Genomic DNA, 16,778 nt, shown 5'->3' with positions numbered 1-16,778 from the left:
TTAGCCCGCTTTCCGCATCCAATAAACATTCGATCACCTTCAATACCAAACAGTGAGCTCGTTAAAAGCAATAGCATCCGCGGTCCTGTTCGCTGCCGCCCTGTCGGTACAGGGGCAGGAGGCACCGGTGAAAACGGCCTTCAAATTCGATTTCGGTCCCGGCAAGGTACAGCCCGGTTATACCCAGGTGCTGCCCAGCACGACTTACACGGCCGATAAGGGTTACGGCTTCGACTATGCCTCCCCGGTAACGGCGCAAAACTATCCCGGTAAAAACCCGCTGCGCGACGACTATGTGACCAGCGACAAGCCCTATTATTTTTCGGTGCGGCTGCCCGAAGGCAACTACAACATCAAGGTGCTCCTGGGCGACCGCAACGGCACCTCGGCTACCACCATCAAGGCGGAATGCCGCCGGCTGATGGTGGAGGAAGTGAAAACCGCCAAAGGCGCCTTCGCACTTACCGAGTTCACCGTGCACGTCCGCGACAGCCTGATCCGCACCGGGGGTACGCCCACCGGGCAGGTGCGGCTGAAGGCAAACGAAGGCGGTTACCTGCACTGGGACGATAAGCTGACCCTGGAATTCAACAACAGCGCCCCCAAGCTGTGCGCCCTGGAGATCAGCCCGGCACCCGCGGCGACCACCCTCTTCCTGGCCGGCAACTCCACCGTGGTGGACCAGGCCCGGGAGCCCTGGGCAGCCTGGGGACAGATGTTCCCCGCCTTCTTCCTGCCCGGCAAAGTGGCCATTGCCAACTATGCCGAGTCGGGCGAAACCCTCAAAGCTTTTAAAGGCGAGCGCCGCCTGGAAAAGATCTGGAGCCTTGCCAAGGCCGGCGACTACCTTTTTATCGAATTCGCTCATAACGACATGAAGGAGGGGCCCAATCACCTCGATCCTTTCACCACCTACAAGGCTACGCTGAAGGAGTGGATCGGTGAAGCCCGCAAAAGGGGCGTCACCCCCGTGCTGGTGTCCTCCATGCATCGCCGGACCTTCGACTCTACCGGCCAGATCCGCAACAGCCTGCTCGATTACCCGGAAGCGGTACGGCAAACGGCCAAAGAAGAAAATGTGGCCCTGGTGGACCTGAACGCCATGAGCAAAACCCTGTACGAAACCTGGGGACCGGAACGCTCCATCAGGGCCTTCGTGCACTACCCGGCCCACTCGTTTCCCGGCCAGACCGCCGCCCTGCAGGACAATACGCACTTCAGCACCTACGGTGCCTACGAGCTGGCCAAACTGGTAGTGACCGGCATCCGCAATGCGAACCTGCCCATCGCCCAATACCTCAAAAAGGACCTGCCCGCCTACGACCCGGCCCAACCCGCCGCCTTCGAGGACTGGAAACTGCCGCAAAGCTCCTTTATCGCCGTTCAAAAACCCGACGGCAATTAATTGGAGAATCCGTGAACTTGTGAACTCCTAAAACAGCATAATGATCCCAAGGAACCTCTTTCTTTTTCTCACGCTCTTTTTCTGCTCCATAGCCTTTGCGCAGGGAACGGCTCCTTTTAACATCCGCAGCTTCGGCGCCACCGGCAACGGCAGAACCGTGGATTCCAAAGCCATCAACGACGCCATTGAAGCAGCCGCCAAAGCCGGCGGCGGCACCGTCTATTTTCCCGCCGGAACCTATTTAAGCTATTCGATCCGCCTGAAAAGCAATATCTCGCTCTACCTCGACCAGGGATGCACCCTGCTGGCAGCCGACTCCACCCATGGCGGCCGCTACGACGACCCCGAACCGAATCCACACGACAAATTCCAGGATTTCGGCCACAGCCACTGGCACAACAGCCTGATCTGGGGTGAAAACCTCGAGAACGTTTCCATCCTCGGTCCCGGCCTGATCCACGGCAAGGGGCTGAGCCGCGGCTTTTCCACCCGCGAGCACTGGGAGCGCATCGGCGTCCGGGCCGGGCCCTTCATGTGGGAGGGCGGCGCCAACAAGGCCATTGCCCTGAAGAACTGCCGCAACGTGATCCTCAAAGATTTTACCCTCATCTACGGCGGCCACTTCGGCATCCTGGCCACCGGCGTCGACAACTTTACCGTCGACAACCTGAAAATGGATACCAACCGCGACGGCATGGACATCGACTGCTGCCAGAACGTGCGCATTTCCAACTGCACCGTCAACTCGCCCTACGACGACGCCATCTGCCTGAAAAGCTCCTTTGCCCTGGGCTATGCCCGCCCCACGCAGAACGTGACCATCACCAACTGCCAGGTGAGCGGCTACGACCTGGGAACTTTTTATAACGGCACCTATCAACGTAAAGAATTTAACCAGGTGCCCGACCAGGAAGGCCCTACCGGCCGCATCAAGTTCGGCACCGAATCGAACGGGGGCTTTAAAAACATCACCATCAGCAACTGCGTGTTCGACTACTGCCGCGGCCTGGCCCTGGAAACCGTCGACGGCGCGCTGCTGGAAGATGTGTCCATCACCAACATCACCATGCGCGACATCGTGAACTCGCCCCTGTTCCTGCGCCTCGGCGGCCGCATGCGCGGACCCCAGGGCACCGCCATCGGCGAGCTGCGCCGCGTGAACATCAGCAACATCGTGGCCCATAATGTAGATGCCCATTTCGCTGCCCTGATCTCCGGCCTGCCGGGCAACGAGATCGAGGACGTACGGCTGAACAACATCCGCATCTACTACCGGCCGATCGACTCGCCGGCGACCCGCATCCAGACCATGGTGCCGGAATACGAAAAAACCTATCCCGAACCGCAGAAGTTCGGCGTGCTGCCGTCCTACGGCTTCTTCATCCGCCACGTAAAAGGCATCGAGCTGAACAACGTGGAGGTCAGCTACCTGGGCCAGGAAACCCGCCCGGCCTTTTTCCTCGACGACGTGAAGGGCGCCGACTTCTTCCGCATCAAGGCCCAGAAAGCGCCCTCGGTCCCCCGGTTCCAGCTGAACAAGGTGTCCGACCTGAACATCACGGGCAGCGGACCGCTGGATAAGAAAGTGTCGAAGGCCGAAACAATGAAATTTTAGTTCCCTGTTTGTACATATGAAAAAAGCATTCTTCTACTGCCTCCTGGCGTTTTTGTCGCTTACCGGTTCGGCGCAGGTGCTGAAAAAGCCCCTGCCGGACAAGCTGGTGGTGCTCACCTTCGACGACGCCCCGGTAACGCACTACACCTTCGTGGCCCCGCTGCTGAAAAAGTACGGCTTCGGCGCAACCTTTTTCGTTTGCGAGTTCCCGCCGGATTTTGCCGATACCAGCCTGTACATGAACTGGCGGATGATGCACGAGCTGGGCAACATGGGCTTTGAAGTGGCCAACCACACCCATACCCACAAGCACGTGAACCGGCTGACCCGGGAACAATTGGGCCAGGAACTGGCCTACATTGAACAAAAGCTGGACTCTTTGCGCCTGCCCCGGACCGTTAGCTTTGCCTATCCCGCCTACGATACCCATCCCACGGCGCTGGAGGTATTGAACGAAAGAGGCTATGCCTTTGCCCGCGCCGGCGGCTACCGCCTCTACGACCCGCTCACCGACCATCCCTACCTGGTGCCCAGCTATACCGCCAAAAAGGACAACCGGGAACAGATCCTCCAGGCGCTGGAAGGAGCGAAGGGCGGGAAAATCGCGGTACTGACCCTTCACGGCGTGCCCGACTACGCCCACGACTGGGTGACCACGCCCCCTGCCTTGTTTGAAGAATACCTCAACTACCTGCATGACCACCACTTCAAGGTGATCGCAATGAAGGACCTGCAACAGTACATCAATGTTCCAAAAGCCCTGGAAACCATATCTCCCGACTTTACCCAAAAGCTGAAATAAACCTTGCCATGAAAAAAACGAAACCCGTGCACCTGCTGCTCCTCCTGGGAGCCTTAACGGCCTCCTGCTGCGGTCTGCAGGCACAACAGCAGCCCCCGCTGCTGGAAACCGGCGGCCGGAAAATGCCCGAAGAATGGATCGACAAGGATACCCGCCACCGGCTGGTGCGGCTGACGCGCACCCCGGGCCGCAACGCCTCCTTTTACTTTCACAACAACCCCTTCATCGGCAGCAAGATGGTGTTTTACCATACCGACAGCGTCAACGGCAAACAGCTGTTTACCCTGGACCTGCACACCCGGAAGGAGGAACAGCTTACCCGCCAGCCGTCGCCCATGAGCGGGGAACTGGTGGCCACCAAAGGCCGCGAAGTGTTTTACCAGGTCAAGGACAGCGTCTTCGCCACCGGCATCGACAGCAAAAAGACCCGCCTGGTATTTGTCTTCCCCGCGGATTTCAAGGCGAATATCTCCACCCTCAATGCCGACGAAACCCTGCTGGCCGGCCGCTACAGCAGCGGCGAACAGGAGCGGGAAATTTATCGCCAGTACCCTGAAAAGAGCCAGTACTTCAACCGGATCTATGAAGCGAAGATCCCCAACAGCCTGTTTACCGTGAACATCAAAACCGGCGAGCTGAAAAAGATCCATACCGAGAACACCTGGCTGGGCCACGTGCAGTTTTCGCCTACCCTCCCGAACCTGCTGATGTTCTGCCACGAAGGCCCCTGGCACAAAGTGGACCGTATCTGGACCATCAACGTGCAAAGCAAGGAAGTGAAGCTGATGCACAAACGCACGATGGACATGGAGATCGCGGGCCACGAGTTCTTTTCGCCCGATGGCAAGACCATCTGGTTCGACCTGCAACAGCCCCGCGGCGAGACCTTCTTCCTGGCTGGCACCAACGTGGCTACCGGCGCCCAAAAGAAATACGGGCTGCAGCGCGACGAGTGGTCCATCCATTACACCATTTCTCCCGACCAGCAGCTGTTTGCCGGCGACGGCGGCGACCCCGGCCAGGTGGCCAAAGCCCCGGACGGCATGTGGATCTACCTGTTCCGGCCCCAGGGCAATAAATTCGTTTCCGAGCGCCTGGTGAACATGAAGCACCACGGCTACAAGCTCGAACCCAATGTGCACTTTTCCCCCGACGGCAAATGGGTGATCTTCCGCGCCAATTTCGAAGGCCAGGAAGAAGTATATGCGGTAGAAATCAAGAAAAGTTAGTAGGATAAAAAATCATTTTCACAGCAACATGACCAAGTTACATCTGACCACGATCTTATTAGGCCTTTCCTGCGCGGCTTCCGCCCAGGTGTCCTGGCCGGCCATTACACAGGAAACCAGGCCCTGGGCCCGCTGGTGGTGGGAGGGCAGCTCCGTGACCGCCAAAGACCTCTCCGCCAACATGGAACAGTACAAGGCCGCCGGCCTCGGCGGGCTGGAAGTGACGCCCATTTACGGCGTCAAGGGTTTTGAAAAACAGTTCATTCCCTTCCTCTCGCCCGAGTGGATGAGCCGGCTTGACCACACCCTGAAAGAGGGCAAACGCCTGGGCCTGGGCATCGACATCGCCAACGGTACCGGCTGGCCCTTCGGCGGCCCCTGGATCACCGACAAGCATGCCAGCAAGACCGTCCAGTTCAAAACCTACGAGCTGAAAGGAGGCGAGGAGCTGAAGGAAGCCATCGAATTCAAACAGGAAGGCTTTGTCCGCACCGCCAACAACCAAAAGCTGACGCCCGACCAGGTAGCCCCTGTCATTGCCGACAACAAGGATTTGCAGGGCATGGCCATCGACCAGGTGAAGTTCCCCGGCAACCTGCCCCTGCAGGTGCTGATGGCGTATTCCGATAAAGGAGCGGTGATCGACCTGACCAATAAGGTGGATGCTTCCGGCAAGCTTGCCTGGACCGCCCCTGCCGGCAAATGGACGCTCTACGCCCTCTTCCAGGGGCTGCACGGCAAGTTCGTGGAGCGGGCCGCCCCCGGCGGCGAAGGCTACGCCATCGACCACTTCTCGGCCGAGGCCCTGCGCACCTTTTTGGGAAAATTCGACGAAGCCTTTAAGGGACATGACGTCTCCGGGATCCGCGCCCTGTTCAACGACTCCTACGAAGTGGACGACGCCAGCGGCCAGTCGAACTGGACGCCGGCCTTTCTGGCGGAATTCAAAAAAAGAAGGGGCTACGACCTGCGCCAGCAGCTGCCGGCCCTGTTTCAGAAAAGCAACGACGACGCCAACCGCCGCGTGCTCTACGACTACCGCGCCACCATTGACGAGCTGATCCTGGAATACTTTACCCAGGAATGGAAACGCTGGGGCACCACCAAGGGCGCCATCATCCGCAACCAGTCGCACGGCTCGCCGGCCAACCTGCTGGACCTGTACGGCGCCATCGACATCCCCGAAACCGAGGGCAACGACATCCTGCGCTTCAAGTTCGCCACCTCCGCCGCCCACGTGCTGGGCAAGCGGCTGGTGTCCTGCGAGGCGGCCACCTGGCTGAACGAACACTTCCTCTCCAACTGGGGCGATGTGAAAAAAGTGCTCGACCTCTTTATGCTGGGCGGCGTCAACCACATCTTCTACCACGGCGTGAACTACTCGCCCGTAAACGAACCCTGGCCCGGCTGGCTGTTCTATGCCGCCACGCACTTCCAGCAGACCAACCCCATGTGGAAGGACTTTTCGGCCCTGAATACCTACGTGGCCCGCTGCCAGTCGTTTTTGCAAAAAGGGCTGCCCGCCAACGACGTACTGCTCTACTACCCGCTGGTGGACCGCTATTCCGACCCGGGCAAGGTGATGCTGCAGCATTTCGACAACATGGAGCACAACTTTGCCGGCACCGATTTCGAGCACCTGTCCCAACAAATGCTGGAGAAAGGCTACGGCTTCGACTTCTTTTCCGACCGCCAGCTACAGCAAATGACCACCTCCGGGGACGACATCCGCACCGGCGGCACCACCTATAAAACCATCCTGCTGCCGGCCAACAAATACATTCCCGAGGCTTCCTTCCAGAAATTGCTGCACCTGGCCAAAGCGGGCGCCCGCATCCTGGTGTACAAGAGCCTGCCGCAGGACGTGCCGGGCTACCACCGCCTGGCCGAACGCCGCGCCGCCTTCCAGGAACAGGTAAAAAGCCTGAAGTTTACCGACAGCGCCGGCCTGAAAAAAGCCGTGGTGGGCAAAGGGGCCTTTATCGTGGGCGACCACCTCGAAAGCCTGCTCAACGAGGCGGGCCTGACCGCCGAAGCCCTAGCTTCCTCCGGCCTCCACCACGTGCGCCGCAAGAACACCGACGGCTATACCTACTTCCTGAACAACCGCACCGACAAGCCTTATACCGGCTGGGTACAGCTGGGCGTGAAAGCCGCCTCGGCCGCCCTGTTCGATCCCATGACCGGCAAAAGCGGCCTGGCCAAATACCGCACCGTCAACAGCAACGGGCTGGTGGAAGTGTGGGTGAGCCTGCAGCCCTTCGAATCGGCTATCGTGCAAACCTTTACGTCCAAAAAGACGGGCACCCCTTATCCCTACTACAAGCCGGCCGGCTCCATCCAGGAGCTGCAGGGCGACTGGTCCCTGGAATTCGTCAGCGGCGGACCGAAGCTGCCCTCCAAATTGACGAAAACAAAGCTGGGTTCCTGGACCGACCTGGAAGGGGAGGACGTGAAGAACTTTTCGGGCACCGCCAAATACACCCTGTCCTTCCTGAAGCCCAAAGGAACGGCCCCGGCCTGGCTGCTCGACCTGGGCCAGGTGGATGAAACGGCCGAAGTGCGGCTGAACGGCAAAAAGCTGGCGACCCTTATCGGCCCCAACTTCCAGCTGGTGATCCCCGCCGCTTCCCTGGCGCCCTACAACAAGCTGGAAGTGCTGGTATCCAACCTCATGGCCAACCGCATCACCTATATGGACAAGAACGGCCTGGAGTGGAAGAAGTTTTACAACATCAACATGCCGGCCCGCAAGCCCGAAAACGCGAAGAAAGGCATCTTCGATGCCTCCGGCTGGCAACCCCAGGCATCCGGGCTGACCGGTCCCGTCACCTTAACCCCCCTGGCTCATGACCAATAAGCTCCTGCTGGCGCTCGGCCTCGCCGCCCTTTGCGGCGGGTCGACGGCCTGCGTCCAAAGCAAAAAGACCCAAAAGAACGCTGCCGCCACTGTAGCGCCCAAACCCCTGTTCCGCGACCCCATCTACGACGGGGCCGCCGACCCGGAAATCGTCTGGAATAAGAAAGAAAAGAAGTGGTTCATGTTCTACACCAACCGCCGGGCCAGCCTGCCCGACTCGGGCGGTGTGAAATGGGTGCACGGCACCCGCATCGGCATCGCCGAATCAAGCGACGGCGCCCGCTGGACCTACCGCGATACCGCCGATATCGACTACCGGCCCGTGTCCGACTACACCCACTGGGCCCCCGGCATGATCGAGCACGAAGGCACCTACCACATGTACCTGACTTATGTGCCGGGCGTTTTCAACGATTGGAACCACCCGCGCACGATCATCCACCTCACCAGCACCGACCTTTTTCACTGGAAGTACCAAAGTACCGTGCCGCTGGCCAACGACAAGGTGATCGACGCCTCGGTCTACCGCCTGCCCGACGGCACCTGGCGCATGTGGTACAACAACGAGCGGGACCGCAAATCCATTTACTATGCCGACAGCAAGGACCTGTACCAATGGGAGAACAAAGGCAAAGCCACGGGCGATCGTGGGGGCGAAGGACCCAAGGTCTTCCGCTGGAAGGACAAGTATTGGATGGTGGTGGACAACTGGGCCGGTATGAGTATTTACCACTCGGACGACCTGTTGCAATGGACCCGCCAGCCAAACCGCATCCTCGAGGAGCCGGGTACCGGCGCCGAGGACGCCGCCATCGGCGGCCATGCCGACGTGGTGGTAAACGACGGCCGTGCCTTCATTTATTATTTCACCCACCCCGGCCGCTCGAAGGCGAATCCCGCCCCTCCGCAATCCGTGGATGCCCGCCGCAGCCTCATCCAGGTGGCGGAACTGGAATACAAGGACGGCGTCATCACCTGCGATCGGAACAAGGAAGTGAAGATCCGTTTAAAGGCGCCAAAATAAAACCACGTAAAACCTTTTTTAGCAAACCGAACAAATGAAACAACTAGCACTTTTTTCGTTAGCGGCCGTACTTGCCTTTACCGGGCAGGCACAAACGTCCGTGAAACAACCCCCGGTCAAGGGGGCGCCCGTCAAGGAGATCAAATACCTCTCGGGCACCGACAGCAAGAACACCGTGGCCTGGGACTTCTTCTGCACCGGCGGCAACAACAGCGGCAAATGGACCAAGATCCCCGTGCCGGCACACTGGGAGCAACAGGGCTTCGGCGCCTACAACTACGGCCGCGACTACAAGACCTACGGCCGCAACTTCCGCTTCGCCGACGAGCAGGGCTTGTATAAATATTCCTTCCCCGTTCCGGCGGCCTGGAAAGGAAAGGAGATCTTCCTGGTGTTCGAAGGCTCCATGACCGATACCGAAGTGAAGATCAACGGCAAAAGCGCCGGCCCGAAACACCAGGGCGCCTTCTACCGCTTCAAATACAACATTACCGACAAGCTGAACTTCGGCGGCACCAACCTCCTGGAAGCTACCGTCAGCAAGATGTCGGCCGACGAATCGGTGAACAATGCCGAGCGCCTGGCCGACTACTGGGTCTTCGGCGGCATCTTCCGCCCCGTTTACCTGGAAGCCGTGCCCAAACAATTCATCGACCGTACTTCCATTGACGCCAGGGCCGACGGCTCCTTTGCCATGAACGTGTTTACCAGCGGGCTGACCGCGGGCACCGAAGTGGTGACCGAGATCCGCGACGCCGCCGGCAAGGTGGTGGCCACCGCTACCACGCCGGCTAAAGCGAAGGACTCACTGGTACAGGTAAGCGCTAAAGTGGCCAATCCCCTGCAATGGACCGCCGAAACACCCCACTTGTACAGCATGAACGTTTCGCTGCGCTCCGGTGGCAAAACCCTGTACCAGACCGGCGACAAGTTCGGCTTCCGCACCATCGAAGTGCGCCGGCAGGACGGTATTTACCTCAACGGCACCAAGATCAAGATGAAAGGGGTGAACCGCCACGTGTGGTGGCCCGAGACCGGTCGCTGCATCACGCCGGAGATCGACCTGATGGACGTGAAGCTCATTAAGGAAATGAACATGAACGCCGTGCGCTGCTCGCACTACCCGCCCGACCAGAATTTTTTGCGCCTCTGCGACTCCATGGGCCTGTACGTGCTCGACGAGTTGGCCGGCTGGCAGAAAGCCTACAGCACGAAGGCCGGCGCCCCGCTGGTGAAGGAAATGGTGCAGCGCGATGCCAACCACCCCTCCATCCTCATCTGGAGCAACGGCAACGAAGGCGGCCACAACAAGGAGCTGGACGACGACTACGGCCAATACGACCTCAGCAACCGCCCGGTGATCCATGCCCACCACCGCCCGGGCAACGCCTTTAACGGCATCGACTGCAACCACTACGAGGACTATTACAGCACCACCACTATTTTAAAGGATACCAACATCTACATGCCCACCGAATTCCTGCACTCCCAGGACGATGGTGGCGGCGCCGCTGCCCTCAACGATTTTTGGGAACTGCACTGGAACTCGAAGCTGGGCGCCGGCGGCTTCCTCTGGGCCCTGGTGGATGAAGGCATTGCCCGTACCGACCTCAACGGCTTCATCGACGTCAACGGCCTCAACGCCCCCGACGGACTGGTGGGTCCCCACCGCGAAAAGGAGGGCAGCGTCAATGCCATCAAGGAAATCTATGCTCCCGTAAAGATCTTCCAGAAAGAGCTGCCTGCCGACTTTAACGGCTCCATCCCGGTGGAAAACCGCTACCATTTCACCAACCTCAGCCAATGTACCTTCCACTGGGCGCTGGTCAACTACCGCAAGCCCATGGACCAGTTCACCGGCTACGATGTGCTGAAAAGCGGCTCCATCCCGGCGCCCTCGGTAGCTCCGGGCGGCGGCAAGGGCGCCCTGAAGCTGGGCCTGCCCTCCGACTGGAAAGGCTACGACGCCCTGGTGGTATCGGCCTTTGACCCGGCCAAGAACCTGATCTACAAATGGACCTGGAAAGTAAAATCCAATACCGACCAGCTGGCAGGCATCTTCAGCCCCGGCCCTGATACGGCCACGGTCAGCGTAGCGGAAACCGACTCGCTGTACACCCTGCGGGGCGGTGGCATTTCGGTGAACATCAACAAAAAGACCGGCTTCATTGCCGGCCTGGCCAATATGTCCAGCGACGCGCTTTCCTTTGGAAAGGGACCCGTGCTGGTGAGCGGCAACGCGGCCGTGACCGGTACCAAAACCTACAAGGACGGCAACACCCAGGTGGTGGAAGTAAACTATAGCGGCAACATGAAATATGCCCGCTGGAAGATGTACGGCAGCGGCTGGCTGGCCCTGGAATACGAATACGAACTGAACGGCACCTATCCCTTCGCCGGCATTTCGTTCACCTATCCCGAGAACTACGTACTGGGCGCCAAATGGCTGGGCAAGGGACCCTACCGCGTCTGGAAGAACCGCCTGCAGGGCGTGACCGACAACGTTTGGCAGAACGTGTACAACAACACCCAGACCGGCCAGGCTCCCTGGAGCTTCCCCGAGTTCAAGGGTTATTATGCCGACATCAACTGGATGCAGGTCAATACCGTAGAAGGCATGTTCACCGTAGCTTCGCCTGATACGGGCCTGTTCGTGCGCCTGTTCGACTTTTACGGCCTGTCCGGCGTGCGCCCCCATCCCGAGCTGCCCACGGGTACGGTTTCCTTCCTGGACCGCATCCCGCCCATCGGCACCAAGCTGGCGCTGAACATCAGCTACAACACCTCGGCCCTGGGTCCTCAAAGCGAACCGAACAAGATCAGCGGCGCCACGAAACGTACCCTGTATTTTTACTTCGGCCTACCCAAGCCCGACAAGGACAAAAAGCAGTTTACCATGCCCGCTGTGAACGACCTGTTCTAGGAAAGCGCTTTTGGTAAATAGTAAAAATAAAAGCACTCCGCAGCAAAATGGCGGGGTGCTTTTTTTATGCTCCGGCTTTCCCTTACCTTGGCGGCCGGACCATTCATCCAAGCTTGCAAAAACTGAAAAAATAAACCCATGAAGCCTGTTGCGCCCGATGTTTTCCAAATTCCCCTTATGCCCCGGAACAGTATCAATTGTTATGTGGCCGAAGGATTCCTGATCGATGCCGGCATCCGGAGCTCCGCCGCTAAAATCCTCAACAGCATCCGCGACAAAGGCGTGCACACCCACGTGCTGACCCATGCGCATGCCGATCACCAGGGCAGCAGCAAGGCGATCTGTGAACGGCTGGGCATTGAGCTGTGGTGCAGCGAACCGGAACGGGCCGCGGCCGAATCGGGCGATGCCACCGCCGATTACCCCGGGCAGGGCCACCTCGTCACCAGGTTCCAGAAAAAATTCTGGGCCGGCGGCGGCCAGACCGTGTCCCGCAGCCTGAAGGAAAATGACCTTATCGGCAACTTTCGGGTAGTGGAGACCCCGGGACACTCCCGCGGCCACCTGTCGTTTTTCCGGGAATCGGACGGCCTGCTGATCGTGGGCGACGTTGCCGTGAACATGAATTTGCTGACCACCATAACCGGCCTGCAGGAACCGCCGGCGCTGTTTACCAGGGATAGGGAAGCCAACCGGCGATCGATTAAAAAACTGGCCGCCCTTCGTCCCAAAATCCTTTGCTTTGGCCACGGCCCCGTCCTGATCAACAACGGATCGTTCGAACGGTTTGCCCAAAAACTTTGAACCGGGCGCTTTAACTTTTTTACTCCTAAATTCCCCCCGGCATGGTTCAGAAAATTCCAGCCCCGCAATTACAAGCGTTGTTTACAGCCATCCTGCTGCGCCACGGCATGACGGAGGAGCGGGCCGCCCGCTGCGCCGAAATCTTTACGGCCAACAGCCTCGACGGCGTATACACCCATGGCGTCAACCGCTTTCCCCGGTTTGTCCAGTACATTCAAAAAGGCTTTATCGACGTAGCGGCGGAGCCCCGGCTGCAACATGCTTTTGGCGGGCTGGAGCAATGGGACGGCTGCCTCGGTCCGGGTCCGCTGAACGCGGTAGCCGCCACCGACCGGGTGCTGGAGCTCGCCTCCAGCCACGGCATCGGCTGCGTGGCCCTGGCTCATACCAACCACTGGATGCGGGGCGGCTACTATGGCTGGCAGGCAGCCCGCAAAGGTTTTGTGTTTATCGGCTGGACCAATACCATTCCCAACCTTCCGGCATGGCAGGCGGTGGACAGCCGCCTGGGCAACAACCCGCTGGTGGTGGCCCTTCCGTTCGAAGGCGAAGCTATTGTGCTCGACATGGCCATGTCGCAGTTTTCCTTTGGCGCCCTGGAGCAGGCGGCCCTGAAAGGAGAGGAGCTGCCCGTTCCCGGCGGCTTTGACGCCCAAGGAGGGATCACCCACGATCCGTCGGTTATCCTGGCTACCCGGCGGCCCCTGCCCATCGGCTACTGGAAGGGCGCGGGATTGTCGCTGCTGCTCGACCTGCTGGCAACGGTGCTGTCGGCAGGCCTGTCTACGGCAGAGCTGGGCAAAAAAGAAGCCGAATACGGCGTTTCGCAGGTGTATATTGCCCTTGACCTGTCGCGCCTGGGCCACCGGCCAGCGATTGCCGCTGCCATCCGGGCCATCATCGACGATTACCGGGCATCAACGCCGGCGGAAGGCTCCGCAGGGATCACTTACCCCGGGGAACGGGTGCTACAAACCCGGCAGCGGAACAGCCGCGAAGGTATCCCGGTGCTGCAGCAGGTGTGGGAGGAACTGGAGGCCCTGTCGGCCGGGCACAATTGTAAATGAGACACATTGGGTAAGCGGCACTTAAAATAGGCTTAAAATCTGCATTCCAGCGGATGAGTTTTGGGTTCCGGACCGCTTATGGCACAGTTTTTCGGCTAAAGGTCATCAGTATTGCTTCTTTCATAAAGCAACCATCCTGCTATGACGAAACATGCCCTACGCCCCTGCACCCCGGCGGCAACCGGTTTCCGGCTTTTATCAAGTCTGTTCCCGGCTGCCTTTATCCTTTTTGTGCTGTTCCTCCCGGGGAAGGCCCTGGCGGCCCGCTATGGGGATAAGGCGAAACCTGATTTCTGTGCTCCGGCGCCCACCACCCCCTTACCAGATACCACCCGACCCCTGCCGGGCCCGGTCCGGCCCAGCCCCACCGGCTTTTCATCCGTGACGCCCCTGCAGCCGCTACCCCTTTCCAGCCATATTCTCGACAAACCCCAGGCAAAACTCTGGACGTATGCCGGCAAATGGTGGGCGGTGTTGCCAACCCTCACCGGCACCAAGATTTTCCGGCTGGAAGGAACCTCCTGGGTGGAAGCCCTCCATCTTACCGGCAACGCCAATTCCAAGGCCGACTGCCGGGTGGCGGGCAACCTGGCGCATATCCTCCTGTTCCGCGGCCGCGGCATCGACAACTCGTACCTCGTATCGGTGGAGTACGATAGCACCTCGGGTAACTACAAACTCTGGAGCAAGCGGCGCAACGCCATCACCATCAATTTCGAGCCGGGGGCGGAAACCGCCACCCTCGACCTGGACAGCACCGGCCGCATGTGGATCGCCTCGGAAAGTTCCACCGATGTGCTGGTACGCTGGAGCGATGCCCCTTATGCCGCCTGGAGCGCCCCCATAACTATTGCTTCGGGGATCGCGGAAGACGACATCTGCGCCCTGGCGGCGCTGCCCGGAAAGATCGGCGTGCTGTGGTCGAACCAGAATACCCAACGCTTTGGCTTTAAGACCCATGCCGACGGCACTGATCCCGCCGCCTGGTCGGAGGATGAGCTGCCCGCCGCCCGGGAGGCCCAGAATATCCGGCACGGCCTGGCCGACGACCACCTGAACCTGATGGTGGGCTCCGATGGTATCCTCTACTGCGCCGTCAAAACCGGCTTCGACACGCCCGGCCTGACGAAGCTGGCCCTGCTGGTACGGCGGCCTTCCGGCCACTGGGACGACCTGTACCCCATTACCCTGGATGAAGGGACCCGGCCCTTTATCCTGTTGAATGAAGCGCAGCGGAAGCTGAAGGTAGCCTACACCTCGGAGGAGAACGGCGGTGAGATCCTGTACCGCGAAACCTTCATCCCTACCATTTCGTTCGGGGGACCGAAAACCCTTATTTCCAGGAACGACCTGTGCAACTATGTTTCCAGCACCCACCAACCGTACACCCGGGAGGTCGTGCTGCTGGCCAATACGGTAAGCGTCCTTCCCCTGCAGGCGGTAGGCATTATCGGCAGGGACGAAGAGTCCGCCAACCCACCCGGCGGCGGCGACCCTCCGGCCGAACCGCCGGTAACCGTCCCGGAATTCCAGGTGACGCCGAACCCCTTTACGGCCACTACGCAGCTGAGCTTTAGCCTGGTGCAAACGGGACAGTACCTGCTGCAGTTGCTGGACAGCCAGGGTAGGACCCTTATGGTACTGGGAAGCGGGCGGGCCGAGGGAGGCAAACGCATCCTGATCAGCCTGGAAAATGCCCGGCTGCCCCAGGGTCTTTATTTTGTCCAGCTCCGCACGCCCACCTTCCATAGAACGCTGAAGATCATAAAAGGGAATTAAAGGAGTGGATAAAAACAAAAAGCACCCATTGCTGAGTGCTTTTTATAATAGTATGGGTTCACCGCTTACACGTTAAAACGGAAGTGCATCACGTCGCCGTCCTTCACGATGTATTCCTTTCCTTCGATGCGCAGCCGGCCGGCTTCGCGGCAGGCGGCTTCGGAGCCGTAGGAAACAAAGTCGTCGTAGCCGATCACTTCGGCCTTGATGAAGCCCTTTTCAAAGTCGGTATGGATGACGCCGGCAGCCTGGGGCGCTTTCCAGCCTTCGTGAATGGTCCAGGCCCGTACTTCCTGCACCCCGGCAGTGAAATAGGTATTCAGGTCCAGTAATTTGTAGGTGGAGCGGATCAGGCGGCTCAGTGCCGGTTCCTTCATACCGTATTCTTCCATGAACATCTGCTGGTCGTCGGCATTGTCCATTTCGGCGATCTGGGCTTCGATGTTGTTGTTCATCACGATCACCTCGGCCTTTTCGTTTTTCACGGCCTCTTTCAGCATCTCGGAATATTTATTACCGGTATGCATGGAAGGCTCGTCCACGTTGGCCACGTACAGAACGGGCTTGGAGGTCAGCAGGAACAGGTCGGCGACCGCCCCTTCCTCCTGGCTGCTCAGGTCCAGCTCCCGGATGCTGCGGCCCTGCTCCAGGTGGGCCTTGCAGCGCTGCAGCACTTCCAGCTCGGCCTTTGCTTTCGGGTCGCTCTTGGCCATTTTCTCGGTGCGGGCGATCTTCTTTTCCAGGCTCTCCAAGTCTTTCAGCTGCAGCTCGGTTTCGATGATCTCCTTGTCGCTAACGGGGTTAATGGCGCCTTCTTCGCGCAGCACATTCTCATCCTCAAAACAGCGCACCACGTGGATAATGGCATCCACCTCGCGGATGTTGCCCAAAAATTTATTGCCCAGTCCTTCGCCCTTGCTGGCGCCTTTTACCAGCCCGGCAATGTCTACGATCTCGATCTGGGTAGGTACGACACGGTTCGGTTGCACCAGCTCGGACAGCTTCTTCAGCCGTTCGTCGGGCACATCCACCAGTCCCACGTTGGGTTCGATGGTACAGAAACGGTAGTTGCTGGCCTGCGCCTTGGCGCTGTTGCTCACCGCGTTGAACAAGGTGGATTTCCCCACGTTGGGAAGTCCTACGATACCTGCTTGTAAAGCCATAAGTATTTCGAATTACGATTTTTAATGTACGATTACAGGGGCGCAAAGATAGGCATTCGTCCTTTGTTTATATTCCAATTGATGACTTACCTTAGGCCCGGGTAAAT

Annotated in this window: 11 protein-coding genes; 10 read left to right on the top strand and 1 reads right to left on the bottom strand. The window is 59.2% G+C overall.

Features of this window, described 5'->3' with window-relative positions; translation table 11 throughout:
* Positions 1-52 precede the first annotated feature (52 nt).
* The 10 genes from V9K67_RS01540 (at position 53) to V9K67_RS01495 (ending at position 15,508) form a co-directional block, all read left to right on the top strand.
* Complete coding sequence (locus tag V9K67_RS01540) at positions 53-1,405, top strand: rhamnogalacturonan acetylesterase (RefSeq protein ID WP_336719577.1); 1,353 nt, start codon at positions 53-55, stop codon at positions 1,403-1,405.
* A 40-nt stretch (positions 1,406-1,445) separates the two neighbouring features.
* Positions 1,446-3,020, top strand: coding sequence for a rhamnogalacturonidase (locus tag V9K67_RS01535; RefSeq protein WP_336719576.1), 1,575 nt, complete (start codon positions 1,446-1,448; stop codon positions 3,018-3,020).
* A 16-nt stretch (positions 3,021-3,036) separates the two neighbouring features.
* A complete protein-coding gene (locus V9K67_RS01530) occupies positions 3,037-3,822 on the top strand; it encodes a polysaccharide deacetylase family protein (RefSeq protein WP_336719575.1) in 786 nt (261 codons plus the stop codon).
* An 8-nt stretch (positions 3,823-3,830) separates the two neighbouring features.
* Entirely contained in the window at positions 3,831-5,051 is a 1,221-nt protein-coding gene (locus V9K67_RS01525) for an oligogalacturonate lyase family protein (protein ID WP_336719574.1), read from the top strand.
* Between the two features lie 28 nt (positions 5,052-5,079).
* The gene (locus tag V9K67_RS01520; protein WP_336719573.1) at positions 5,080-7,911 is read left to right on the top strand and encodes a glycosyl hydrolase; all 2,832 of its coding nucleotides are present in this window, start codon (positions 5,080-5,082) and stop codon (positions 7,909-7,911) included.
* Complete coding sequence (locus V9K67_RS01515; protein WP_336719572.1) at positions 7,901-8,935, top strand: family 43 glycosylhydrolase; 1,035 nt, start codon at positions 7,901-7,903, stop codon at positions 8,933-8,935. The genes V9K67_RS01520 and V9K67_RS01515 overlap by 11 nt, the downstream gene beginning before the upstream one ends.
* 34 nt (positions 8,936-8,969) lie before the next feature.
* The gene (locus V9K67_RS01510) at positions 8,970-11,858 is read left to right on the top strand and encodes a glycoside hydrolase family 2 protein (RefSeq protein ID WP_336719570.1); all 2,889 of its coding nucleotides are present in this window, start codon (positions 8,970-8,972) and stop codon (positions 11,856-11,858) included.
* Between the two features lie 177 nt (positions 11,859-12,035).
* Positions 12,036-12,662, top strand: a complete 627-nt coding sequence (locus V9K67_RS01505) for an MBL fold metallo-hydrolase (RefSeq protein WP_336719568.1) — start codon at positions 12,036-12,038, stop codon at positions 12,660-12,662.
* A gap of 41 nt (positions 12,663-12,703) precedes the next feature.
* On the top strand, positions 12,704-13,729 hold the full coding sequence (yiaK, locus tag V9K67_RS01500) for a 3-dehydro-L-gulonate 2-dehydrogenase (protein WP_336719567.1): 1,026 nt from the start codon (positions 12,704-12,706) through the stop codon (positions 13,727-13,729).
* Between the two features lie 141 nt (positions 13,730-13,870).
* Positions 13,871-15,508, top strand: coding sequence for a T9SS type A sorting domain-containing protein (locus V9K67_RS01495; RefSeq protein WP_336719565.1), 1,638 nt, complete (start codon positions 13,871-13,873; stop codon positions 15,506-15,508).
* 65 nt (positions 15,509-15,573) lie between these two features.
* Here V9K67_RS01495 and ychF read toward each other — a convergent pair whose 3' ends face one another.
* The gene (gene ychF / locus V9K67_RS01490; RefSeq protein ID WP_336719563.1) at positions 15,574-16,671 is read right to left on the bottom strand and encodes a redox-regulated ATPase YchF; all 1,098 of its coding nucleotides are present in this window, start codon (positions 16,669-16,671) and stop codon (positions 15,574-15,576) included.
* Between the last annotated feature and the right edge of the window lie 107 nt (positions 16,672-16,778).

Origin of the sequence: Huijunlia imazamoxiresistens (assembly GCF_037132455.1) — a bacterium.
Taxonomy (GTDB): domain Bacteria; phylum Bacteroidota; class Bacteroidia; order Chitinophagales; family Chitinophagaceae; genus Flavisolibacter; species Flavisolibacter imazamoxiresistens.
This window is presented reverse-complemented; position numbering and strand designations above follow the sequence as displayed.

What these genes read in the sequence shown, in the direction of transcription:
- yiaK (WP_336719567.1), top strand. Translation starts at nt 12,704, where the DNA reads ATGGTTCAGAAAATTCCAGCCCCGCAATTACAAGCGTTGTTTACAGCC.
- V9K67_RS01535 (WP_336719576.1), top strand. Translation starts at nt 1,446, where the DNA reads ATGATCCCAAGGAACCTCTTTCTTTTTCTCACGCTCTTTTTCTGCTCC.
- V9K67_RS01530 (WP_336719575.1), top strand. Translation starts at nt 3,037, where the DNA reads ATGAAAAAAGCATTCTTCTACTGCCTCCTGGCGTTTTTGTCGCTTACC.
- V9K67_RS01510 (WP_336719570.1), top strand. Translation starts at nt 8,970, where the DNA reads ATGAAACAACTAGCACTTTTTTCGTTAGCGGCCGTACTTGCCTTTACC.
- V9K67_RS01515 (WP_336719572.1), top strand. Translation starts at nt 7,901, where the DNA reads ATGACCAATAAGCTCCTGCTGGCGCTCGGCCTCGCCGCCCTTTGCGGC.
- V9K67_RS01520 (WP_336719573.1), top strand. Translation starts at nt 5,080, where the DNA reads ATGACCAAGTTACATCTGACCACGATCTTATTAGGCCTTTCCTGCGCG.
- V9K67_RS01505 (WP_336719568.1), top strand. Translation starts at nt 12,036, where the DNA reads ATGCCCCGGAACAGTATCAATTGTTATGTGGCCGAAGGATTCCTGATC.
- ychF (WP_336719563.1), bottom strand. Translation starts at nt 16,671, where the DNA reads ATGGCTTTACAAGCAGGTATCGTAGGACTTCCCAACGTGGGGAAATCC.
- V9K67_RS01525 (WP_336719574.1), top strand. Translation starts at nt 3,831, where the DNA reads ATGAAAAAAACGAAACCCGTGCACCTGCTGCTCCTCCTGGGAGCCTTA.
- V9K67_RS01495 (WP_336719565.1), top strand. Translation starts at nt 13,871, where the DNA reads ATGACGAAACATGCCCTACGCCCCTGCACCCCGGCGGCAACCGGTTTC.